Origin of the sequence: Pseudomonas sp. NDM, assembly GCF_003105095.1 — a bacterium.
GTDB classification, from domain to species: Bacteria; Pseudomonadota; Gammaproteobacteria; order Pseudomonadales; family Pseudomonadaceae; genus Aquipseudomonas; species Aquipseudomonas moraviensis_A.
This window is the reverse complement of sequence record NZ_QETJ01000001.1, coordinates 82,315-104,307: the sequence shown is the minus strand read 5'-3', so window position 1 is coordinate 104,307 and position 21,993 is coordinate 82,315. Positions and strand designations below refer to the sequence as shown.

Below are 21,993 nucleotides of genomic sequence, written 5' to 3'. Positions count from 1 at the left end.
CTTGGCGCAAAGCAATGTAGGAGTGAGCCTGCTCGCGATGAGGGTGCAACATTCAACTTATGTGCTGAATGTAACTCCGCTATCGCGAGCAGGCTCACTCCTACAATTGATTGCGTGAAGCTTATTTTTTCGCGGCAGCCTTGGCTTTTGCACCGCGCTGGCGCTGGGCCTCGAACAGGCACACGCCGGTGGCGACCGAGACGTTGAGGCTGCTGACGCTGCCGGCCATCGGCAGGTTTACCAGATAGTCGCAATGTTCACGGGTCAGGCGACGCATGCCTTTGCCTTCGGCGCCCATGATCAGGATGGTCGGGCCGGTCAGGTCCTGGTCATAAATGCTGACCTCGGCTTCACCGGCCGTGCCGACTACCCAGAGGCCGCGCTGCTGAAGCTTTTCCAGCGTGCGTGCCAGGTTGGTCACGGCCACCAGTGGAATCACTTCCGCTGCGCCGCAGGCGACTTTACGCACAACCGGGGTCAGCGTGGCCGACTTGTCTTTCGGCACGATCACCGCCAGTGCCCCGGCCGCATCGGCCGAACGCAGGCAGGCGCCGAGGTTGTGTGGATCGGTCACGCCGTCGAGTACCAGCAACAGCGGCGCGCCTTCAGTACGATCGAGCAACTCGTCGAGCATCGCCTCGCCCCAGACCTGGCTCGGACTGACTTCCGCGACCACACCCTGATGCACGCCCTCAACCCAGGCGTCCATTTCGCGACGCTCGGCCTGGCCGACCTGCACACGGTTTTCGTTGGCCAGTTCGACCAGCGTCTGCACGCGCGGATCGTTGCGGCTTTCCGCCAGCCAGATCTGCTTGACGCGTTTGGGGTGGTGACGCAGCAACGCTTCTACCGCGTGAACGCCGTAGATTTTTTCCAACTGACTCATGACTTCGCCTTCGGTTTACGCGCCCCGCCGCTTTTGGCTGGAGCGGAACCCGCTTTTGGCGGGCCCTTACGGTGTTTGCTCGGCTTGGCTGGCTTGCCGTCGGTCGCCCTGTCAGGCGCCGACCGCCCGGTCTTTCCCCCGGACGCCGCTTTACCACCGTTTTTCGCATCGGCCAACAAGGCCTTCTTCAATTCACGGCTTTTGCGCAGCTCGGCGTTTTTCGCCACGGCATCGCTCGGGCGATAGGCTTCGGCAACCTTTTCCTTGGCCGGACGACGGCTGGCGGTTTTCGCTGGAGCCTTTTCTTCCGAAGCCTTGGCAGCAGGCGCAGCGGTTTCGGTGCCACGTTTCTTGCGACCGATCGGCGCGCTGATGGTTTTTTCCGCCATCTCGAAGTCGATCTTGCGTTCGTCGAGATCAACGCGCATGACCCGCACTTCAACGGTGTCGCCAAGACGGAAACTGCGACCGGTACGCTCGCCCGCCAAGCGGTGATGCACTGGATCGAAGTGGTAGTAATCGCCCGGCAGCGCAGTGACGTGCACCAGGCCTTCGACGTAAATGTCGGTCAATTCGACGAACAGGCCAAAACCGGTCACAGCGGTGATCACGCCCGGGAACGACTCGCCGACGCGATCCTTCATGAACTCGCACTTGAGCCAGTTCACCACGTCGCGGGTCGCTTCGTCGGCGCGGCGTTCGCTCATCGAGCACTGCTCGCCGAGTTGCTCCAGCGCCGCTTCGTCGTACGGATAGATGCGCGCCTTGGGAATGGTCATCGCACCGGCACGACGAACGTGCGGGGTGTCCTGTTTGGAATGGATCACGCTGCGGATCGCGCGGTGCGTGAGCAGGTCCGGGTAACGACGGATCGGCGAGGTGAAGTGGGTATAGGCTTCGTAATTCAGGCCGAAGTGACCGTCATTTTCAGCGCTGTACACCGCCTGGCTCAAGGAACGCAGCATCACGGTCTGGATCAAGTGGAAATCCGGACGATCCTTGATGCTGGCCAGCAGGGCCTGGTAATCCTTCGGCGACGGACCGTCCTTGCCCTTGTGCAGGGACAGGCCGAGCTCACCCAGGAAAGCGCGCAGCTTTTCCAGACGCTCTGGCGGCGGGCCGGCGTGAACGCGATACAACGCAGGAATTTCGTGCTTCTTGAGGAATTCGGCGGTGGCGACGTTGGCCGCCAGCATGCATTCCTCGATCAGCTTGTGCGCATCGTTGCGCACGGTCGGCCGGATTTCGGCAATCTTGCGCTCGGAACCGAAGATGATCCGGGTTTCCTGGGTTTCGAAATCAATCGCGCCACGCACATGACGGGCCGCCAGCAATACTTTGTACAACGCGTAGAGCTGCTTGAGGTGCGGCACGACGTCGGTGTATTCGCCACGCAATTTGCGCGCTTCGGTAGCTTTCGGCGTTTCCAGCATCGCGCTGACCTTGTTGTAGGTCAGACGGGCGTGGGAATGGATCACTGCCTCATAAAAGCAGTAGTCGGTCATTTCGCCGGACTTGGAGATGGTCATTTCGCAGACCATGGCCAGACGATCGACCTGCGGGTTCAGCGAGCACAGGCCGTTGGACAGCTGTTCCGGCAGCATCGGGATCACGCGCTCGGGGAAATACACCGAGTTGCCGCGAACCTGAGCCTCGTTATCCAGCGCCGAGCCGATCTTCACATAACTGGAAACGTCGGCAATCGCCACGTACAACTTCCAGCCACCGGAGAACAGACGCAGTTTGCCCGGTTTGGCTTCGCAGTAGACCGCATCATCGAAGTCGCGGGCATCTTCGCCGTCAATGGTGACGAACGGCAAATGGCGCAGGTCGATGCGCTTCTCTTTGTCCTTCTCTTCGACTTCCGGCTTGAGCTTGCCGGCTTCCTTCAGAACGGCTTCAGGCCAGACGTGCGGAATGTCGTAAGTGCGCAGGGCAACATCGATTTCCATGCCCGGCGCCATGTAGTTGCCGACCACTTCGACCACATCGCCCTGAGGCTGGAAGCGCGGTGTTGGCCAGTGGGTGATCTTCACCTCGACGAACTGACCGATCTGCGCGTTGGCATTGCGGCCCGGGGTGACGAGCACTTCCTGCTGGATCTTCGGATTGTCGGCAACGACGAAACCGATGCCGCCTTCTTCGAAGTAGCGGCCGACGATCGTTTCATGAGCGCGGGATACCACTTCGACGATCACGCCTTCGCGGCGACCACGCCGGTCGAGCCCGGAAACCCGCGCCAGTGCACGGTCACCGTCGAACACCAGGCGCATTTGCGCCGGGCTCATGAACAGGTCGTCGCTGCCGTCGTCCGGCACGAGGAAGCCGAAGCCGTCACGGTGACCGCTGATGCGGCCAAGGATCAGGTCGAGCTTGTCCACCGGCGCGTAAGTGCCGCGGCGGGTGTAGATCAATTGAGCGTCGCGCTCCATAGCGCGCAAGCGGCGGCGCAGGGCCTCGATCTGGTCTTCTGTGGTCAGACCAAACTCTTCGACCAGTTGCTCGCGGGCAGCAGGCGAACCCCGATCGGCGAGGTGCGCCAGGATCAGTTCGCGGCTGGGAATAGGGTTTTCGTATTTTTCCGCTTCACGAGCGGCCTCGGGATCGAGGGACTGCCAATCGGCCATTAGAGAGTTTTCACCTTGTCTATATGCGGGTTAGTTTGGCATAGGCGCCGGGAAACGGGAAATTTCCGACTCTATAAGGCCTTACAAGGCCCTGTATCGACGCGCAGATACGCTTTTGAACGCCGCTGGTAAAAAAATTCAGTTTTTTCTGCAGCAGGGGTTTACAGTTAAAAAGACGCTCCGTATAGTGCGCGCCATCGACGACGCACAAGCGCTTTCGATGATGCCCAGGTGGTGAAATTGGTAGACACGCCAGCTTCAGGTGCTGGTGACCTTACGGTCGTGGAAGTTCGAGTCTTCTCCTGGGCACCAATTTCGAGTTTGAGACTAGATCAGTTTCAAGACTCACACAAAACCCGCGAAAGCGGGTTTTTTGCATTTGCGGGAAAGCTTTTGTTCACACTGATTTATTAAAACCAAATCAGGGGTTTACAGATCAAAAAGGCCTCCGTATAGTGCGCCACATCAACAGCGGCAACGCTTGCGATGATTGCCCAGATGGTGAAATTGGTAGACACGCCAGCTTCAGGTGCTGGTGACCTTACGGTCGTGGAAGTTCGAGTCTTCTTCTGGGCACCAATTCAAATCCAAGGTTCAGGCCTTGGATTTCCCAAAAACCCGCGAAAGCGGGTTTTTGCGTTTCTGGCTCCCTGAATTTCCGCAGGTCTACCCGACCCCCTTGTCCCGCACAAGCCGCACTTGAGAAACAATATCGTTTATCATTGTTGCAAGTTTTTGCAATGCGACAGTGAGGAACCCTGCGAATGACGTTTCGAAATACCCTGCGCCGAGGCCTGACCTTCACCCTCCTCGGCCTGGCGCTCGCCACTCCCCTCACCCAGGCTGCCGATGCGGTTTCCCTGACCCTCTACAACGGCCAGCACAAGGAAGTCGGCGATGCGATTGCCAAGGCTTTCGAGGCCAAGACTGGCATTCACGTCAACGTGCGCAAAGGCAGCAGCAATCAGCTCGCCAGCCAGATCATCGAAGAAGGCGATCGCTCCCCCGCCGACGTGATCTACACCGAAGAGTCGCCGCCGCTGAACAACCTCGGCGAACAGGGCCTGCTGGCCAAGGCCGATGACGCCACACTGGCGGTTCTGCCGGAAAAATATGTCGCCGCCAATGGCACCTGGATCGGTGTCACCGCCCGGGTGCGCGTGGTAGCGTTCAACCCGAAACTGATCGATGAAAAAGACCTGCCGAAATCGGTCATGGAGTTCTCCGAGCCACAATGGCAGGGCAAAGTCGGTTTCGTTCCGACCAGCGGCGCCTTCCAGGAGCAGGCCGTTGCGATCATCAAACTGCACGGTCGCGACGCTGCCGAAGAATGGCTGACCGGTCTGCGCGCGTTCGGCAAGACCTACAGCAACAACATGGTCGCGCTCAAAGCCGTGGAGAACGGCGAAGTCGCCACGGTGCTGGTGAACAATTATTACTGGTTCGCCCTGCAGCGCGAGAAAGGCAAGCTCGACTCCAAACTGCATTATTTCACCGGCGGCGACGCTGGCGGCTTGATCACCGTGTCCAGCGCTGCCGTGCTCAAATCCAGCAAACATCCAAAAGAAGCCCAGCAATTCCTCGCGTTCATGGCCAGCGAAGAAGGGCAGCGCGTGATCACCCAAACCACCGCCGAATACCCGCTGCACAAAGGCATGGAATCGGATCGCGGCCTCAAGCCATTCAGCGAACTGGAAGCGCCGAACGTCACTCCGGCGGATCTGGGCAATGCTGAAGAAGCCCTGGAGCTGGAACGCGAAGTTGGCCTGAACTGATGGCAGCATCGTTATCGGCCCCCGCCACGCGCGGGGGTTATGTGCCAAGACGCAAACGGCCGTCGATCTGGCTGGTGCTACCGGTTCTGCTACTGGTGGTATTGAGCCTGTTGCCCCTGGCCTACGTCGGAGTGAAAGCCTGGCAGGCCGGCTGGGCCGAGGCGTTGCACTTGTTGTGGCGCCCGTATGTGTTTGGCCTGTTGCGCAATACTTTGGCACTGATGATCGGCGTGACGATCACCTGCGGCGTGATCGGCCTGTCGCTGGCATGGCTGCTGGAACGCAGCAATCTGCCAGGTCGACGCCTGTGGGGCGTGATCCTGTGCCTGCCGTTTGCAGTGCCGGCATTCGTCAGCAGCTTCACCTGGGTGTCGCTGAGTGCGCAGTTCGAAGGCCTCGGCGGCGCGATTCTGGTGATGAGCCTGTCGAAGTACCCGCTGATCTTTCTGCCAGTCGCGGCGACCCTGCGCAATCTCGATCCCTCTCTCGAAGAGTCCGCTCGCACGCTGGGGCAGAATCGCTGGGGCGTGTTTTTCCGCGTCACCCTGCCGCTGCTGTGGCCATCGCTGCTGGCCGGCTCGTTGCTGATTGCCCTGCACATGCTGGTGGAGTTCGGCGCGCTGTCGATCATCGGCCTGCAGACGTTTACCACGGCGATCTACCAGCAATTCGAACTGGAATTCAGCAACGCCAATGCCGCGATGCTTTCTGCGGTGTTGCTGGCGCTGTGTCTGCTCTTGTTGTGGCTGGAGTTGCGCGTGCGCGGCAAGGGCCGGCATGTGCGCACCGGCCAGGGCGCAGCCCGACAGGCCGAACAAGTAAAGCTTGGGCCGTGGGCTGCGCTCGGTCAGTTGTATTGCCTGTTGCTGGCGATCATCGGCAGCGGCATTCCGTTGGGAATGTTGGCGTACTGGCTGGCGGTCGGTTCGTCAGCAGCGTTCCCGGTAGCAGCGATCAGCGAGGCGTTATTGTCGTCGCTGGCATTGTCACTGGGCGGCGCGGCGTTGTGCCTGGTGCTGGCGGTTCCGGTCGGACTGCTGGTGGTGCGCTATAAAGGCCAATTGGCAATCTGGGCCGAACGCTTGCCTTATCTGCTGCACGCGCTGCCGGGACTGGTGATTGCGTTGACGCTGGTGTATTTCGCCCTGCATTACGTGCCGGCGCTGTATCAGACGTCGGGCTTGTTGCTGATCGCCTATGCGCTGCTGTTCCTGCCACTGGCGCAAGCGCCGATCCGTACCGCGCTGAACAAGGCTGCACCGCAGCTGGAAGAAGCAGCGCGTACGCTGGGCGCGTCGTCGTTCACGGCGTTTTGCCGGGTGACCCTGCCGATCATTTTCCCGGCACTGGGCGCGGCGTTTGCGCTGGTGTTTCTCGATGCGATGAAGGAATTGACGGCGACGTTGCTGCTCAGTCCGACTGGACTGAATACGCTGGCGACAGAGGTCTGGGCGCACACGGCGAATGTCGAGTTTGCGGCAGCGGCGCCGTATGCGGCGTTGTTGATTCTGGTCTCCGGACTGCCGGTATATCTGCTGACGACGCGGATGTATTTGAGCCGCTGAAACAGCTATCGCGAGCAGGCTCACTCCTATAGGGGAACGTATTCCAAATGTAGGAGTGAGCCTGCTCGCGATACGGCCAGCCCAGCCAACATCAAGCGCGGAACTGCCCCAGACTGGCTTTCAGCTGCGCCGCCAGACCATCCAGCACCTTGCCACTGGCCGTGGTTTCCACCACTGCCTGCGCCGCTTTTTCGGCCTGTGCATGGATCGTCTCGACACGCCCCCGCACTGCCTGCGCGCCCTGCGCCTGATGCGCTGCCGCTTGCGTCGCCAGACCGATCGCCGCATGCACCTGCTCAACCGAAGCCTGCACCGACTGCTGCAACCGCGCACTGTCGCGCAATACCAGCAAACCTTCGCTGGCCTGCCGTCCGGCCTGGCCAATCGCTTCGACCGCTTCACGCGCGCCCTGCTGCAGAGCGACGATGTGCGCCTGAATATCGCCGGTGGAGCTTTGCGTCTTGCTCGCCAGGGCACGCACTTCATCTGCGACCACAGCGAATCCACGTCCAGTCTCACCGGCCCGCGCTGCCTCGATCGCTGCGTTCAACGCCAACAGATTGGTCTGCTCGGCGATGCCGTGAATGACCGTCAGCACCACTTCGATCTGTTCGCTCTGCTGCGCCAGCCGCTCGATGACTTTCGCTCCGGTATCGACCTGCCCTGCCAGTGCCTCAATCAGGCTGCCGACTTTGGCGGAAGTACGAGTGTTCTCATCAGTGGCCTGGCGAATGTCGACAACCTGCTTCAGCGCCGCCTGCATCGCCTGACTTTCCGACTGCGCCTCGTCGGCCATTTGCGACAGAGCGCGCAGGCTTTCTGCGACCTCATCGCGCTGCATCCCGGCAGCCGCATCGGCGCCGGCATTGCGCAAGGTCATTGCACCGATTTCCACGCCGGTGCGCTGAGCGACGTCGCCCGCCTCGCGCACGATCGGCTGCAACTTGTCGACGAAGCGATTGACCGCCGACGCCATGTCACCAATCTCATCCTTGCTGTTGATCTGCACACGCTTGGTGAGATCGCCCTCGCCTGCCGCCAGATCATCCATCGCCGCGTTGAGCATTTTCAGGCGATTGACCACCCGATGACCCAGCACCACCGCCAGCAACAGCAGCACGCCGCAACCGACCAGCGCCAGGCCGAGGCCGATGCGCCAGCGCAAAGTCGCAGCCGCCTCTTGAACGGTCTGTGCGGTGTTGGCTTTCATTTCGCCAGCGGTGGCCTGTGCCGATTGCAGGCGTGCCTGCATGGCCTTGGCGCTGTCCGCGGCAGCGCCTTTGAGGCTGTCGCCGACCAGTTGATCGCTGCTGGCAATCAGCGCAAGGAAACGCTTGTCGAGCTCGGCCAGATCGGTTTCCACCGACGCCGTGGAAACCCCCATCAGCACCTTGCCGATTTCCACGCCGTTGGGATTGATCGAGGCTTCGAGGTAGTAAACCGAAGGATCGTTTTTCGCCGCATCCAGCACTTTATCCAGCGCACGCTCGCCCTGGCCTTTTTCCAGCAAGGCCTTGTTGATCGGGTTTTCGCGATTGAGATAACGAGTCAGATGTTGGCCGGTGGCGTCGTCGTACACCACGAACAGCACGTTGGGGTTGCGCTGGGCACGGCGGGCGAACTCCGACAGCGTCGGTACGTCGCTGTCCCACATGGCACGCGGCGCTACGGATGCAAGCAACTGCGCCATGTCGTTGGCCGAATCCTTGAGATCCTTTTCGAGGGTCGCCCGTAGTTGCGCCTGCTCTTCTTTGAGGCGGGCAGACAAACCGGCGGTCAGGCGCTGACGAGTGCTGGCCGATAACGCATCAAGACTCGAGGTCACTTCACGCCCGGCCTGCTCCAGTTCAGCGGAGAGCTTTTGACTGTCGGCACCCAGGCGCACGGCCAGATCGGCTTCCAGCGCCGTGACCGTGCTCCGCGTCAGGGCGACTGCGACCAGCACCTGCACCAAAAGGGCGATACCAAGGGTAACGAACACCGGCCGCAACAAACGGCTTTGTAACAGTGAGAGAACGGCTGACACTTTAAATCCCTCTACTTCTGACGCCATTAATTTGATGGCACTCTTGTAGACAGATTCACAGCAAAGGTCATGCCGTCCAACAGGCATAAACGACAAAGGCCCCGATTAAGGGGCCTTTGTTTTTCGCATCAACGACTTATCAGGCAAACGGATGACGCAGGACGATGGTTTCGTTGCGGTCCGGACCCGTCGAAATAATGTCGATCGGCGCGCCGATCAACTCTTCAACGCGTTTGATGTAAGCGCGAGCATTGGCCGGCAGCTCTTCCAGGGTCTTGGCACCCACGGTCGATTCGCTCCAGCCCGGCACTTCTTCGTACACAGGCTGCAGGCCTACGTAGCTGTCCGCATCGGTCGGGGCAACGGCATTGCCTTCGGCATCCTTGTAGCCGACGCAGATGTTGATGGTTTCCAGACCGTCGAGCACATCCAGCTTGGTCAGGCAGATACCCGAGATGCTGTTCACATCGATAGCGCGACGCAGGATGACGGCGTCGAACCAGCCGCAACGACGGGCGCGGCCAGTGGTGGCGCCGAACTCGTGGCCTTGCTTGGCCAGGTGCGCGCCGACGTCATCGAACAGCTCGGTCGGGAACGGGCCGGAGCCGACGCGGGTGGTGTAAGCCTTGGTGATGCCCAGTATGTAGTCGAGGAACATCGGACCAACGCCCGAACCGGTCGCTACGCCACCAGCGGTGGTGTTGGAACTGGTCACGTACGGGTAGGTGCCGTGGTCGATGTCGAGCAACGAACCTTGCGCGCCTTCGAACATGATGTCCTTGCCGGCACGACGCAGGTCGTGCAGCTCGGCGGTCACGTCGAGCATCAGCGGCTTGAGCAGCTCAGCGTATTCCTTGCACTCGGCCAGGGTCTTTTCGAACTCGATGGCTGGCTCTTTGTAGTAACCGACCAGCATGAAGTTGTGGTAGTCCACCAGTTCACGCAGCTTGTCTTCGAAACGTGGCATGTTCAGCAGGTCGCCGACACGCAGGCCACGACGGGCAACTTTATCTTCGTAAGCCGGGCCGATGCCGCGACCGGTAGTACCGATCTTCAGCTCGCCACGGGCCTTTTCACGGGCCTGGTCCAGCGCGACGTGGAAGGACAGGATCAGCGGGCAGGACGGGCTGATACGCAGGCGCTCGCGCACCGGGACGCCTTTCTCTTCCAGCTTGGTGATCTCGCGCAGCAGGGCGTCAGGTGCAACCACCACGCCGTTGCCGATCAGGCATTGCACGCCTTCGCGCAGCACGCCCGACGGAATCAGGTGCAAAACGGTTTTCTCGCCGTCGATCACCAGCGTGTGACCCGCGTTGTGGCCACCCTGGTAGCGCACTACGGCGGCAGCATGTTCGGTCAGCAGATCAACGATCTTGCCTTTGCCCTCATCACCCCACTGGGTGCCCAGGACTACGACATTCTTACCCATAACACTTGTCCTCATTCGCGCAAACTTGGTGCCGGCGATGGCCGGCAGGAAAACTCAAGAAGCCAGTGGCGATACTTGCCAAAGCCCGTTCTGCTGAATCAATTGCCGGTCGCAGTCCGCATCACGGGCGGCGGCCAAAGGTTGTCCAGGCAACGCCTGAACGACACGCTGACCCTCACTGCGCAACTGGCAAACCTGCTGCCAGAGTGCCGCATCCGTACTGTCAGGCATCCAGATACCGCCAGACGGTAGCTCGATCTCAGCACGCCCCAGGGTCACCAGGGTTTTCAAATCGGTAGAGAAACCAGTCGCCGGACGCGCGCGACCGAAGTCGGCGCCGATGTCATCGTAACGACCGCCCTGAGCGATGGACTGACCAACGCCCGGCACGAACACCGCGAACACCACACCGGTGTGGTAGTGATAGCCGCGCAATTCGCCGAGGTCGAAATACAACGGCAACTGCGGGAAGCGCACGGAAAGCCGCTCGGCGATCGCCAGCAGATCTTCCAGCGCCGCCAGAACCGGCGCCGGCGCATTGGCCAGACGCTCGCGCGCAGCATTCAACACTTCACGGCCGCCACACAGATCAACCAAGGCGCGCAGCATGCCCGACAGATCGGCCGGCAGACCTTCGGTCAGGGTAATCACTTCATCGATGGCCTTGCGCTGCAGGGCATCGAACAACTGCTGCTCGACTTCACCGGATAGACCGGCGGCGCGCGCCAGACCACGGTAGATGCCGACATGCCCGAGGTCCATGTGCACATCCGGCACATCGGCCAGCTGCAGCATGGCCAGCATCAGGCTGATGACTTCGACGTCGCTGCTCGGGCTGGCATCGCCGTACAACTCGGCGCCCAGCTGGATCGGGCTGCGCGAGGACGACAATGCACGGGGCTGGGCGTGCAGGACGCTGCCGGCGTAGCACAGACGGCTCGGACCTTCGCGACGCAGGGTGTGCGCATCGATACGCGCGACCTGTGGCGTGATGTCGGCGCGGAAACCCATCTGCCGGCCCGATTGCGGGTCGATGACCTTGAAGGTACGCAGATCCAGGTCCTGGCCCGCGCCGGTCAGCAGGGATTCCAGGTACTCGATATGGGGAGTCACGACAAACTCGTAACCCCAGCTCTGGAACAGATCCAACACCTGACGACGCGCGACTTCAATGCGCGCCGCCTCCGGTGGCAGTACTTCTTCGATGCCATCTGGCAGCAGCCAGCGGTCTACCGTTGCCATTACGCCATTCCCCTTTGATCCGGGCGGCCAGCACGAGGGCGAGCCTTGAGTGAAGCAGAAAATGACCGGGGCGTTCAAAACGCACGCGCATGAACGACGCAGCGAAAGGCCTGTTACCGGCTTCGCCCATCACTTTCCTCGAAAAACGCTCGGGCCGTTCAACCCGACGCCTGCAACAAAAACAGCAATCAAACATGCAGACGCAAAAAAGCCGGGAATTTCCCGGCTGCCGCATCATACACACGTTTTCCGAAAGGATCACCCCGCCCGAGGTTTTAGCCGCCGGGCGGAATGATTCAGGTCAACGTCGTGTCAAGGCTTGGCTTTTTCCAGGTAACGGAAGAAGTCGCTGCTTGGGTCGAGGACCAGGACGTCGGATTTGTTCGCGAAGCTTTCACGGTAGGCACGCAGGCTACGGTAGAAACCGTAGAACTCCTGATCCTGACCGTAGGCCTTGGAGTAGATCGCTGCAGCCTGGGCATCACCGTCACCGCGAACCTCTTCGGATTCACGATAGGCTTCGGCCAGCAACACGCGGCGTTGACGATCGGCGTCGGCACGGATGCCTTCGGCCAGCTCGTTACCCTTGGCGCGGTGCTCGCGAGCTTCACGCTCACGCTCGGTGCTCATGCGCTCGAACACGCTGCGGTTCACTTCTTTCGGCAGATCGATGGCCTTGACCCGCACATCGACCACTTCGATACCCAGCTCTTTTTCCGCCATCTTGTTCAGCGATGCAGTGATGTCAGCCATCAGCGCATCACGCTCACCCGACACCACTTCGTGCAGGGTGCGCTTGCCGAACTGGTCACGCAGACCGGATTCCAGACGACGGGACAGACGCTCGTCGGCGATCTGCTTCAGACCCGAAGTCGCGGTGTAGAAGCGCTCGGCATCTTTCACCCGCCACTTGGCGTAGGCATCGACCATCACGGCTTTCTTTTCCAGGGTCAGGAAGCGCTGCGTCGGTGCATCCAGCGTCAGCAGGCGCGCGTCGAATTTGCGCACCTGGTTGACGTAAGGCACCTTCACATGCAGACCCGGCTGGACATCGGCCTGAACCACACGACCGAATTGCAGCAGCACCGCGCGCTCGGTCTGAGCGACGATGTAGAAGCAATTCCAGCCCACCAATACCACGACGACGCCAACGATCAGGGCGATCAGCGATTTATTGCTCATCAGCGGGTCTCCCTTGTACGCGTCTGCGGCACGTCAGTGACATGCGGCGTGACGTCCGTGTTGTTGCTGGCGGCCGAACCGGTCACCGGTGCATTACCCGAACTGTTCTGGATCATCTTGTCCAACGGCAGGTAGAGCAGATTGCTCTGGCCGTTCTTGTTGCCGGTCACGAGGACCTTGCTGGTATTGCTGAAGACTTCCTGCATGGTGTCCAGGTACAGACGCTCGCGGGTGACTTCAGGAGCCTTGCGATACTCGGCGACCAGCTTGGTGAAGCGATCGGCCTCACCCTTGGCGCGCGAGATGGTCTCGTCGCGGTAACCGTTGGCATCCTCGATGATGCGCTGGGCCTGACCACGGGCTTCCGGCACCACGCCGTTGGCGTAGGTTTCGGCCTGGTTACGCGAGCGCTGCTCGTCTTCACGGGCGCGGATCACGTCATCGAAGGCTTCCTGCACTTCACGCGGTGCCGCTGCGCTCTGTACGTTGACCTGGGTGACAGTGATACCGGTGCGATAGGTATCGAGGAAACGTTGCAGACGCTCCTTGATTTCGCTCGCCATCAATTCACGGCCTTCGGTCAGCACCTGGTCCATGGCGGTGGAACCGACCACGTGACGCAGTGCACTTTCGGTCGCGTGCTGCAGGCTGATTTCCGGCTGATCGACGTTCAGCACGAAGTCCTGCAGGTTGCTGATCTTGTACTGCACGGTCAGTGGCACTTCGACGATGTTCTCGTCTTCGGTCAGCATCTGGCCCTGCTTGGTGTACGCACGCTCACGCGTCACGTTCTCCATGTACTTCTTGTCGATCGGCGGGAAGTAGATGTTCAGGCCCGGGCCGACAGTCTCGTAGTACTTGCCGAAGCGCAGCACCACGGCCTGCTCCTGCTCGTCCACCACGTAAACCGCGCTGTACAGCCAGACGGCCGCCAGCACGACCAGGCCGATGCCGAGCAGACCGCCGAAGCCGCCACTGCTCCTGCCGGAACCGCCGCCGTCATCACCGCGTTTCTTACCACCACCGAACAACCCGTTCAGGCTTTCCTGCAGCTTTCGGAAGGCCTCGTCGAGATCCGGTGGTCCCTTGCGGTCGCCGTTATTGCGGCGCTTGCCACCCCAGGGATCCTGATTATTCGAGTTGCCACCCGGCTCATTCCAAGCCATAGCGCTCTCCATCTGATAAAGCAAAGACGCACCCACGGCGCGCCGACCAATGCTACAGAATGCCTGCCGTCGCGGCACAACCGCTTTTTCAGGCTTTTATTGCAAAGTGTGTTGCTCGATGAATTCCATCGGCTGCAATCCTTCGCGGCTTACCAATCGATTCAGCTCGATCCGGGGCAAACGAACGGCCAGCAGGCTGACACCTTCTTCATCGTATTCTTCTTTCTGCACCGCTCCGAGTTCGAAGAACTGCGCACGCAGTCGAGCGAATCGTTGCGGCAGGCGCAAGGTCCCCACGAACAGGTCACTGCCGAGCAACTCGGCGATCGCTTGTTCGAGCAACTCCAGACCACTGCCATCACGCGCCGACAGCCAGACCCGTTGCGGCTTGCCATCGGCATCGCGCTGGATCTGCGGCTCGACGCCTTCAAGCAAATCGAGTTTGTTATAGACCTCCAGGATCGGCAAGTCCTGAGCGCCAATCTCGCCCAGCACCACCATCACCTGCTCGATCTGCAACATGCGATCCGGTTCAGCCGCATCGATCACGTGCAACAACAGGTCGGAATTGCTCGACTCTTCGAGCGTAGACCGAAATGCCTCGACCAGCTTGTGCGGCAGGTGACGAATGAAGCCCACAGTGTCGGCCAGGACAATCGGACCGAGGTCGTCAAGCTCCAGGCGGCGCAGGGTCGGGTCGAGTGTGGCGAACAGTTGATCGGCCGCGTACACGTCGGATTTCGTCACGTTGTTGAAGAGTGTCGATTTGCCGGCGTTGGTGTAGCCCACCAGCGACACGGTAGGAATGTCCGCACGGGATCGGCCACGGCGCGACTGCTCGCGCTGACTGCGCACCTTCTCCAGCCGCCCCTTGATCTGGCGCAGACGGACCCGCAACAGACGGCGGTCGGTTTCCAGCTGGGTTTCACCCGGGCCGCGCATACCGATGCCGCCACCCTGACGTTCAAGGTGAGTCCAGCCGCGAACCAGTCGCGTGCTCATGTGGTCAAGCTGGGCCAGTTCGACCTGCAGCTTGCCCTCATGGGTACGTGCGCGTTGAGCGAAAATATCGAGAATCAGCCCGGTGCGGTCGATCACGCGACACTCGAAAACACGTTCGAGGTTGCGTTCCTGACTGGGCGTGAGGATGTGATTGAAAATCACCAGATCGGCTTCTTCAGCCTTGACCAGGTCGCGCAGTTCCTCGACCTTGCCGCTGCCGATCAGATATTTGGCGGTTGGCCGATGACGCGGCACGTTAAAAAACGCAACGGTCTCGGCGCCAGCCGAATTTGCCAACTCCTGAAACTCCTGCGGATCTTCGCGCGCCTCAGGGTCCTGTCCATCCAAGTGAACGAGGATGACTCGCTCACCACCACCGTGGCGCTCAAAGAACAAAGGAGACTCCTATCAGGCGTTACCCGGCGCTGCATCGGCATCGCCCTGTTCGTTTTCGGTTGCGCTAGGCAGACGAATTGGACGAACCGGCACGACGGTCGAGATAGCGTGTTTGTAGACCATCTGGCTGACGGTGTTTTTCAGCAGGATCACGAACTGGTCGAACGACTCGATCGTTCCTTGGAGCTTGATACCGTTGACCAGGTAGATGGAAACCCCGACTTTCTCTTTACGTAAAGTGTTCAGGTAAGGGTCTTGTAGCGAATGCCCTTTTGACATGTGCCGCACTCCTTTAAGGATTCAATAATAAAAACAGGTAAATTCAGATGGCTTCGGCCGTCACACCCCCAAGGATAGACGGCAATTGCAAGGACTCAGCTCAATATGGAGATGGTCCCGAGGTATTTCAAGGCGCGTGGCAGATTGTCGCAATCAAGACTGTCCAGCCAGTGTAAATCGTCCCAGCTGCGCAGCCAGGTAAACTGGCGCTTGGCCAATTGGCGCGTGGCGATGATGCCGCGCTCCTGCATCTGGGCCAATGTCAGCTTGCCGTCCAGATAATCCCAGACTTGGCGGTAGCCTACCGCACGTATAGACGGCAACCCGGCATGCAGGTCACTTCTTTTACGCAGGGCTACGACCTCGTCGATGAATCCCTGTTCCAACATATTTGTGAATCTTTGTTCAATTCGCTGGTGCAGAACCTGACGATTCGCCGGAGCGATGGCCAGGTTCGCGACAGTATAGGGCAATTGTTGGCGTCCCGAAGCGGCTGCTTCAGTACTTTGCGCAGATTGTTGCTCACGCAGGGAGGTCATGCTCTGCCCGCTGACTCGATAGACTTCAAGCGCCCGACTCAAGCGCTGCGGATCATTTGGATGAATCCGCGCCGCCGACACCGGATCGATTTGCGCCAACTGATCGTGCAGCGCTTGCCAGCCCAGGCGTGCAGCTTCTTCCTCGATCTGTGCGCGCACCTCGGGATCGGCCGCCGGCATGTCGGCCAGACCTTCGACCAGAGCCTTGTAATAGAGCATGGTGCCGCCGACCAGTAGCGGGATCTTTCCCCGCGCGGTGATCTCGGCCATGGCTTGCAGGGCGTCGCGGCGGAAATCGGCAGCGGAATACGCCTCAGCGGGGTCGAGGATATCGATCAGCCGGTGCGGGTATTGGGCCAGCAGCTCTTTCGAAGGCTTGGCGGTGCCGATGTCCATGCCGCGGTAGACCAGCGCCGAATCGACGCTGATCAATTCGCACGGCAGCACCTTGGTCAGCTCGATGGCCAGATCGGTCTTGCCCGCAGCGGTCGGGCCCATCAGAAATATCGCTGGAGGGAGCTGGCTCATCAACGACCGCGCAGGAACAGTTTGTCCAGATCGTCCAGGCCCAGTTGGGTCCAGGTCGGTCGGCCATGGTTGCATTGGCCACTGCGCTCGGTGTTTTCCATGTCGCGCAGCAGGCCGTTCATTTCCGGCAGGGCCAGACGCCGGTTGGCGCGGATCGCGCCGTGGCAGGCCATGGTGCCGAGCAGTTCGTTGAGGTGCGCCTGAATGCGGTCGCTGGTGCCATATTCCATCAGGTCCGACAGAACATCGCCGACCAGCCGATTGGCTTCCGCCTGTTTGAGCAACGCAGGAATCTGCCGGATCGCCAGGGTTTCCGGGCCAAGCCGCTGCAACTCAAAACCAAGTCGCTGAAACCACGCCGCATGTTCTTCAGCGCAATCGGCCTCGCGCTGACTGACCGCCAGCGACTCCGGCACCAGCAACGGCTGACCACTCAGGTCTTCGCTGGCCATGGCGATTTTCAAGCGTTCGTACATGATCCGCTCGTGGGCGGCATGCATGTCCACCAGCACCAGGCCATGGGCGTTCTCAGACAGGATATAGATGCCCTTGAGCTGCGCCAGTGCATAGCCGAGCGGCGGAATATCTTCCTGACCAGCCGGAAGCGCGTTGGCATTGGCTTCTGGCAGCGGCGCGAAAAACTCTTTGTAAGCGGCTTGCGCCTCGGCGGCAGGCACTGTCGATTGCGGCCGCGGCGTGTATTGGTACTGATAGGCACCGCCAGCGCTGGCACCGGATGACGTGTTGAACGCCGGTTGCGCCTGCGGCTGCTCGAGCAGCGCATTGGCGGCCAGACGCATCTCGCCCTGCGGGCCGAATTCGCCCGCCTCGATTCCGCTGGGTCGAACGATCGCCGTGGTGACCGAACCGGCCAGTTGGTCCTCCGGTCGCACGTCGCCCAGCGCACGGTGCAGCGTGCCGTACAGGAAGTCATGAACCATGCGCCCGTCACGGAAGCGCACTTCGTGCTTGGTCGGGTGGACGTTGACGTCTACTGCTGCCGGATCGACCTCGAAAAACAACGCGAAGGTCGGATGCCGGCCGTTGAACAGCACGTCGCGATAAGCCTGGCGCACCGCATGGGCCACCAGTTTGTCGCGCACCGCCCGACCGTTGACGAAGAAATACTGCAAGTCCGCCTGACTGCGGTTGAAAGTCGGCAAACCGACCCAGCCCCACAGGTGCAGACCATTGCGCTCGATCTCGATCGGCAGGGCCTGTTCGAGGAAACCGGAACCGCAGATCGCCGCCACGCGCCGCGCACGGGCCGCATCGTCATGGGCCTCGTGCAGGCTGAGGATGGTCTTGCCGTTGTGGCGCAGATGAAATGCCACGTCGAAACGCGCCAGCGCCAGACGCTTGATCACCTCCTGCAGGTGATCGAATTCGGTTTTTTCGGTCTTGAGGAATTTGCGCCGGGCCGGGGTGTTGAAGAACAGGTCGCGAACTTCCACCGAGGTGCCGACCGGATGCGCCGCCGGCTGCACGCGCGGTGCCATGTCGCGGCCTTCGGTCTCGACCTGCCAGGCCTGATCGGCATCGCGGGTGCGCGAGGTCAGAGTCAAACGCGCCACAGAGCTGATCGACGCCAACGCCTCGCCACGAAACCCCAAGCTCATCACCTGTTCAAGGTCTTCGAGGTTGCGGATCTTGCTGGTGGCGTGACGGGCCAGAGCCAGCGGCAGGTCATCGGCAGAAATGCCGCTGCCGTCATCGCGCACCCGCAGCAACTTGACGCCGCCCTGCTCGACATCGACGTCGATACGCTTGGCGCCGGAGTCGAGGCTGTTTTCCAGCAGCTCCTTGATAACAGAGGCCGGACGTTCAACCACTTCACCGGCGGCGATCTGGTTCGCCAGCCGCGGGCTGAGCAGCTCGATGCGCGCAGTGTTCAATACCTGGTTCATTCTTTGGACGCCAGTTCGGTGCCGGGAATGGTCAGGTGCTGACCGACTTTCAGCTCATCACTTTTCAGGTTGTTGGCGGCGCGCAGAGTGGCCGGGGAGACTTGATAGCGCACGCCGATCATCGCCAGGGTTTCCCCAGGGCCGACGCGGTGGTCGCGCGGGCCCTGGGCAATCTTGCCGGAATCACGCAGCCAGGCGATGTAGGTGCCCGGTGGCGGATTCTGCTGGAAGAACTGGCGCACGCCGCTGCTGATCGATCGGGCCAGGGCCTGCTGGTGGCTGGATGCAGACAGTTTGTTCGCTTCGTTGACGTTGGAGATAAAGCCGGTTTCGACCAGGATCGACGGGATATCCGGCGACTTCAACACCATGAAGCCGGCCTGTTCCACGCGCTGTTTGTGCAGCGGCGTAACGCGACCGATGTTGGTCAGAACCTTCTGGCCGACGTTGAGACTGGAGGTCAGCGACGCAGTCATCGACAGGTCGAGCAGGACGCCGGCGAGCATGCGATCCTTGTCGTCGAGGCTGACGTTGCCGGCGCCGCCGATCAGGTCGGATCGGTTTTCACTGTCGGCCAGCCAGCGAGCGGTCTCGGAGGTAGCACCACGATCGGACAGGGCGAACACCGACGCACCGAAAGCGGCTGCGGACGGTGCGGCGTCGGCGTGGATCGAGACGAACAGGTCGGCGCCCTTCTTGCGGGCGATCTCGGTACGCCCGCGCAATGGAATGAAGTAATCGCCAGTCCGGGTCAGTTCGGCGCGGAAGCCTTTCATGCCGTTGACCTGACGCTGCAGTTCGCGAGCGATCTGCAGCACCACGTCTTTCTCACGCTGGCCGCGCGAACCGGACGCCCCCGGGTCTTCGCCACCGTGGCCGGCGTCGATCACGACAATGATGTCGCGCTTGCCGGCCGGCGCTGGCGGCAGCTTGATCGCCGGCTCAGTCGGGGTCACCGGCACTGCCGGCAAGGTCGCCACCGACGGCGTTGGAGCTGGCGGCGGCGCGGCATCGGCCGGGTTGTCGAACAGATCGACCACCAGACGGTTGCCGTACTGCGCGTTCGGCGCCAGCGAGAAACTTTTCGGGGTGACGGCTTTTTTAAGGTCGATGACCACCCGCAGGTCGGTCGGCGTACGCTGGGCCGAGCGCATCGCGGTGATCGGCGTGTTCGCGGTCTGCACGTTCAACGGTGCGCCCAACGTGGCGCCATTGATGTCGATCACCAGCCGGTCCGGCGCGGTCAGGGTAAAGACGCTGTGCTGCACCGGGCCACTCAGGTCGAAGACCAGTCGCGTGTTGTCCGGCGCCCGCCACAGGCGCACGCTGTTGACCTTTGAATCGGCCACAGCGTTGACGGTTACTGCCATCAACATCAGTCCAGCGGCAGCCACCAACGCGCGAAAGCGCATACCAAACCCCATCATTTAATTGGATTCCAATGCCAAAGCGGCACACCAGGCCTCGCCACGCGAGCCCTCGGCTAAAATTTTCAGCGAACGCCCGCTGTCTTGCGGGCCAATGGTAATGGTCAGGTCAGGCTTTGGCAAAAAGCCTGCACCTTTATCGGGCCATTCGATCAGGCACATCGCGTCGTCTTCGAAGTAGTCGCGGATGCCGAGAAACTCCAGCTCCTCCGGATCGACCAGGCGATACAGGTCGAAGTGGAAGGCGCGGATGTCACCGATCTCGTAGGGTTCAACCAAGGTGAAGGTCGGACTTTTCACCGCGCCGACATGACCCAGCCCGCGAATGATGCCCCGCGACAGGGTGGTTTTGCCCATGCCCAGATTGCCTTCGAGAAAAATCAGGCCATGGCCCTGGGTCACGCGGGCGATCCGTGCGCCAAAGTCGCTCATGGCCTGTTCATCGGCCAGGTACAGGGTTACTTCAGACACGGTGCATGCTCCTCCAACAACTGACGAATGGCTGGAATCAGATCACTGGCCGCCAGCCCACGGCCGAATTTGCCTTGTTGCAGGCCGGCATTGGCGTGCAGCCAGACGGCCAGGCTTGCAGCGTCGAACGCGTCCATGCCTTGCGCCAGCAATGCGCCGGTCAGACCGGCCAGCACATCACCGAGCCCGCCCGTGGCCATTGCCGGATGGCCTTGATGACACAGGGCCAGACGCCCATCGGGATGCGCGATCAAACTACCGGCGCCTTTCAGAACCACTACCGCTGAATACTTTTTGCTCAACGCCAATGCAGCGGCCGGACGATCGGCCTGTACTTCGCCAGTACTGATGCCGAGCAGGCGCGCCGCCTCGCCCGGATGCGGGGTGATCACGCAATCCCTGGGCAACTGGACAAAACCGCCGGCCAACAGGTTCAACGCGTCGGCGTCCCAAACCTGCGGTACCGACGCATTGGCGGCTGCCGACAACAAGGCGCGACCCCAGCTTGCCTGGCCAAGGCCCGGTCCGACGACCAATACCGAAACCTTTTCCAGCAGGCCCATCAGTTGATTGGCAGACGAGGTGCCGAGGGCCATGGCTTCCGGCACGCGAGTGAGCGCTGCCGGCACATGCTCGGGACGGGTCGCCAGCGACACCATGCCCGCGCCGCTGCGCAACGCCGTTTCAGTGCTGAGCAGAATCGCCCCGCCGAAACCATGATCGCCGCCGATCAACAGCACATGGCCAAAGCGGCCCTTGTGCGAAGTCGGCGCGCGCGGCGCAAGTGCCGGAAGATTAGCGGCGCTGAGGCGTCGAGCGCAGACAGGAATGTCACTGAAAATGTCATCGGTGGCTTGCAGATCGTTGAAGACCAGTTCACCGATATGATCCGCTGCATCGCCGGTCAACAGCCCGACCTTCATACCGATGAATGTCACCGTCAGATCGGCACGCACCGCGACGCCCAGTTCCCGACCGGTGTCGGCGCACAGCCCGGAGGGAATATCGACGGCCACCACCGGTAAACCGCTGGCATTGATGGCGGCGATGGCAGCGGCATACGGCTCACGCACTTGGCCAGTGAGACCCGTGCCGAGCAGGGCATCGAGGACGACACCGCGCAGCTCGTTCTCTGCCTGCCAGCTCTGCACCGCAACGCCAGCAGTTATGGATTCGGCACGGGCCAGTGCGGCATCACCCTGCAAACGCTGCGGATCGCCGACCGCCAGTACGCGCACGGTCCAACCTGCCCGCAGCGCCAGTGCGGCCACCAGATAACCGTCACCGGCATTGTTGCCGTGCCCGGCGAGCACCGTCAGTTCATTCACTGCCGGCCATTTGCGCAGCAGTGCGCGCCAAGTGGCGCGGGCGGCGCGCTGCATCAATTCGAAGCCCGGCGTCCCCGCGGCAATCAGCCGTGCGTCGAGTTCGCGCACCTGCGCGGCGCGGTACAGCGCGTCGGGTAAATCATCTTTCGTCTGCGGCATGCGTCTTCGGGCTCCGATGTCTGGCAGAATTATACGCACCTCAGCTCCGGTTTCTCTCG

The 21,993-nt window shown here is 61.2% G+C and carries 17 protein-coding genes and 2 tRNA genes; 5 read left to right on the top strand and 14 right to left on the bottom strand.

What is annotated here, in order from left to right; translation table 11 throughout:
* Window positions 1-121 precede the first annotated feature (121 nt).
* Both rlmB and rnr read right to left on the bottom strand, forming a co-directional pair.
* Complete coding sequence (gene rlmB / locus DCO47_RS00410; protein WP_024011372.1) at window positions 122-886, bottom strand: 23S rRNA (guanosine(2251)-2'-O)-methyltransferase RlmB; 765 nt, start codon at window positions 884-886, stop codon at window positions 122-124.
* The gene (gene rnr, locus DCO47_RS00405; protein WP_064363092.1) at window positions 883-3,513 is read right to left on the bottom strand and encodes a ribonuclease R; all 2,631 of its coding nucleotides are present in this window, start codon (window positions 3,511-3,513) and stop codon (window positions 883-885) included. The genes rlmB and rnr overlap by 4 nt, the downstream gene beginning before the upstream one ends.
* A gap of 225 nt (window positions 3,514-3,738) precedes the next feature.
* On the opposite strand from rnr, the gene DCO47_RS00400 reads away from it, so the two are divergent.
* The 4 genes from DCO47_RS00400 (at window position 3,739) to DCO47_RS00385 (ending at window position 6,853) form a co-directional block, all read left to right on the top strand.
* Window positions 3,739-3,825, top strand: a tRNA-Leu gene (locus DCO47_RS00400).
* Window positions 3,826-4,005: 180 nt separating this feature from the next.
* Window positions 4,006-4,092, top strand: a tRNA-Leu gene (locus DCO47_RS00395).
* Between the two features lie 185 nt (window positions 4,093-4,277).
* Window positions 4,278-5,288 (top strand): extracellular solute-binding protein, encoded by a 1,011-nt coding sequence (locus DCO47_RS00390; RefSeq protein WP_016771941.1) that lies wholly within the window; start codon window positions 4,278-4,280, stop codon window positions 5,286-5,288.
* Window positions 5,288-6,853 (top strand): iron ABC transporter permease, encoded by a 1,566-nt coding sequence (locus DCO47_RS00385; protein WP_116657196.1) that lies wholly within the window; start codon window positions 5,288-5,290, stop codon window positions 6,851-6,853. The genes DCO47_RS00390 and DCO47_RS00385 overlap by 1 nt, the downstream gene beginning before the upstream one ends.
* Window positions 6,854-6,944: 91 nt before the next feature.
* On the opposite strand, the gene DCO47_RS00380 is transcribed toward DCO47_RS00385, so the two are convergent.
* From DCO47_RS00380 to DCO47_RS00370, 3 genes are all read right to left on the bottom strand, one after another.
* Window positions 6,945-8,879 (bottom strand): methyl-accepting chemotaxis protein, encoded by a 1,935-nt coding sequence (locus DCO47_RS00380; protein WP_116657195.1) that lies wholly within the window; start codon window positions 8,877-8,879, stop codon window positions 6,945-6,947.
* Window positions 8,880-9,018: 139 nt separating this feature from the next.
* Window positions 9,019-10,308, bottom strand: coding sequence for an adenylosuccinate synthase (locus DCO47_RS00375; RefSeq protein ID WP_042607807.1), 1,290 nt, complete (start codon window positions 10,306-10,308; stop codon window positions 9,019-9,021).
* 54 nt (window positions 10,309-10,362) lie between these two features.
* On the bottom strand, window positions 10,363-11,550 hold the full coding sequence (locus DCO47_RS00370; protein WP_042607806.1) for an ATP phosphoribosyltransferase regulatory subunit: 1,188 nt from the start codon (window positions 11,548-11,550) through the stop codon (window positions 10,363-10,365).
* 49 nt (window positions 11,551-11,599) lie between these two features.
* On the opposite strand from DCO47_RS00370, the gene DCO47_RS26890 reads away from it, so the two are divergent.
* Window positions 11,600-11,845: a hypothetical protein gene (locus DCO47_RS26890; RefSeq protein WP_133247382.1), complete on the top strand. Its 246-nt coding sequence runs from the start codon at window positions 11,600-11,602 to the stop codon at window positions 11,843-11,845.
* 17 nt (window positions 11,846-11,862) lie between these two features.
* Here DCO47_RS26890 and hflC read toward each other — a convergent pair whose 3' ends face one another.
* The 9 genes from hflC to DCO47_RS00325 all read right to left on the bottom strand — a co-directional run bounded on the left by hflC (window position 11,863) and on the right by DCO47_RS00325 (window position 21,934).
* Complete coding sequence (hflC, locus tag DCO47_RS00365; protein ID WP_016771945.1) at window positions 11,863-12,732, bottom strand: protease modulator HflC; 870 nt, start codon at window positions 12,730-12,732, stop codon at window positions 11,863-11,865.
* Window positions 12,732-13,898, bottom strand: a complete 1,167-nt coding sequence (hflK, locus tag DCO47_RS00360) for an FtsH protease activity modulator HflK (protein WP_024011368.1) — start codon at window positions 13,896-13,898, stop codon at window positions 12,732-12,734. The genes hflC and hflK overlap by 1 nt, the downstream gene beginning before the upstream one ends.
* Before the next feature lie 96 nt (window positions 13,899-13,994).
* Window positions 13,995-15,296 (bottom strand): ribosome rescue GTPase HflX, encoded by a 1,302-nt coding sequence (gene hflX, locus DCO47_RS00355; RefSeq protein WP_042607805.1) that lies wholly within the window; start codon window positions 15,294-15,296, stop codon window positions 13,995-13,997.
* 12 nt (window positions 15,297-15,308) lie between these two features.
* Window positions 15,309-15,575 (bottom strand): RNA chaperone Hfq, encoded by a 267-nt coding sequence (gene hfq / locus DCO47_RS00350; protein WP_016771947.1) that lies wholly within the window; start codon window positions 15,573-15,575, stop codon window positions 15,309-15,311.
* Between the two features lie 95 nt (window positions 15,576-15,670).
* Window positions 15,671-16,642 (bottom strand): tRNA (adenosine(37)-N6)-dimethylallyltransferase MiaA, encoded by a 972-nt coding sequence (miaA, locus tag DCO47_RS00345; RefSeq protein ID WP_116657194.1) that lies wholly within the window; start codon window positions 16,640-16,642, stop codon window positions 15,671-15,673.
* The gene (gene mutL, locus DCO47_RS00340; RefSeq protein WP_116657193.1) at window positions 16,642-18,549 is read right to left on the bottom strand and encodes a DNA mismatch repair endonuclease MutL; all 1,908 of its coding nucleotides are present in this window, start codon (window positions 18,547-18,549) and stop codon (window positions 16,642-16,644) included. The genes miaA and mutL overlap by 1 nt, the downstream gene beginning before the upstream one ends.
* Window positions 18,546-19,925, bottom strand: coding sequence for an N-acetylmuramoyl-L-alanine amidase (locus DCO47_RS00335; protein ID WP_371919849.1), 1,380 nt, complete (start codon window positions 19,923-19,925; stop codon window positions 18,546-18,548). The genes mutL and DCO47_RS00335 overlap by 4 nt, the downstream gene beginning before the upstream one ends.
* A 51-nt stretch (window positions 19,926-19,976) precedes the next feature.
* Complete coding sequence (gene tsaE / locus DCO47_RS00330) at window positions 19,977-20,447, bottom strand: tRNA (adenosine(37)-N6)-threonylcarbamoyltransferase complex ATPase subunit type 1 TsaE (RefSeq protein ID WP_042607801.1); 471 nt, start codon at window positions 20,445-20,447, stop codon at window positions 19,977-19,979.
* Window positions 20,435-21,934, bottom strand: coding sequence for an NAD(P)H-hydrate dehydratase (locus tag DCO47_RS00325; RefSeq protein ID WP_116657191.1), 1,500 nt, complete (start codon window positions 21,932-21,934; stop codon window positions 20,435-20,437). The genes tsaE and DCO47_RS00325 overlap by 13 nt, the downstream gene beginning before the upstream one ends.
* Window positions 21,935-21,993: the final 59 nt, after the last annotated feature.

Coding starts and splice junctions, on each gene's coding strand:
- hflK (WP_024011368.1), bottom strand. CDS start 13,898: ATGGCTTGGAATGAGCCGGGTGGCAACTCGAATAATCAGGATCCCTGG.
- miaA (WP_116657194.1), bottom strand. CDS start 16,642: ATGAGCCAGCTCCCTCCAGCGATATTTCTGATGGGCCCGACCGCTGCG.
- rlmB (WP_024011372.1), bottom strand. CDS start 886: ATGAGTCAGTTGGAAAAAATCTACGGCGTTCACGCGGTAGAAGCGTTG.
- DCO47_RS00325 (WP_116657191.1), bottom strand. CDS start 21,934: ATGCCGCAGACGAAAGATGATTTACCCGACGCGCTGTACCGCGCCGCG.
- mutL (WP_116657193.1), bottom strand. CDS start 18,549: ATGAACCAGGTATTGAACACTGCGCGCATCGAGCTGCTCAGCCCGCGG.
- DCO47_RS00390 (WP_016771941.1), top strand. CDS start 4,278: ATGACGTTTCGAAATACCCTGCGCCGAGGCCTGACCTTCACCCTCCTC.
- hflC (WP_016771945.1), bottom strand. CDS start 12,732: ATGAGCAATAAATCGCTGATCGCCCTGATCGTTGGCGTCGTCGTGGTA.
- DCO47_RS00375 (WP_042607807.1), bottom strand. CDS start 10,308: ATGGGTAAGAATGTCGTAGTCCTGGGCACCCAGTGGGGTGATGAGGGC.
- hfq (WP_016771947.1), bottom strand. CDS start 15,575: ATGTCAAAAGGGCATTCGCTACAAGACCCTTACCTGAACACTTTACGT.
- rnr (WP_064363092.1), bottom strand. CDS start 3,513: ATGGCCGATTGGCAGTCCCTCGATCCCGAGGCCGCTCGTGAAGCGGAA.
- DCO47_RS00335 (WP_371919849.1), bottom strand. CDS start 19,925: ATGTTGATGGCAGTAACCGTCAACGCTGTGGCCGATTCAAAGGTCAAC.
- DCO47_RS00370 (WP_042607806.1), bottom strand. CDS start 11,550: ATGGCAACGGTAGACCGCTGGCTGCTGCCAGATGGCATCGAAGAAGTA.
- DCO47_RS00385 (WP_116657196.1), top strand. CDS start 5,288: ATGGCAGCATCGTTATCGGCCCCCGCCACGCGCGGGGGTTATGTGCCA.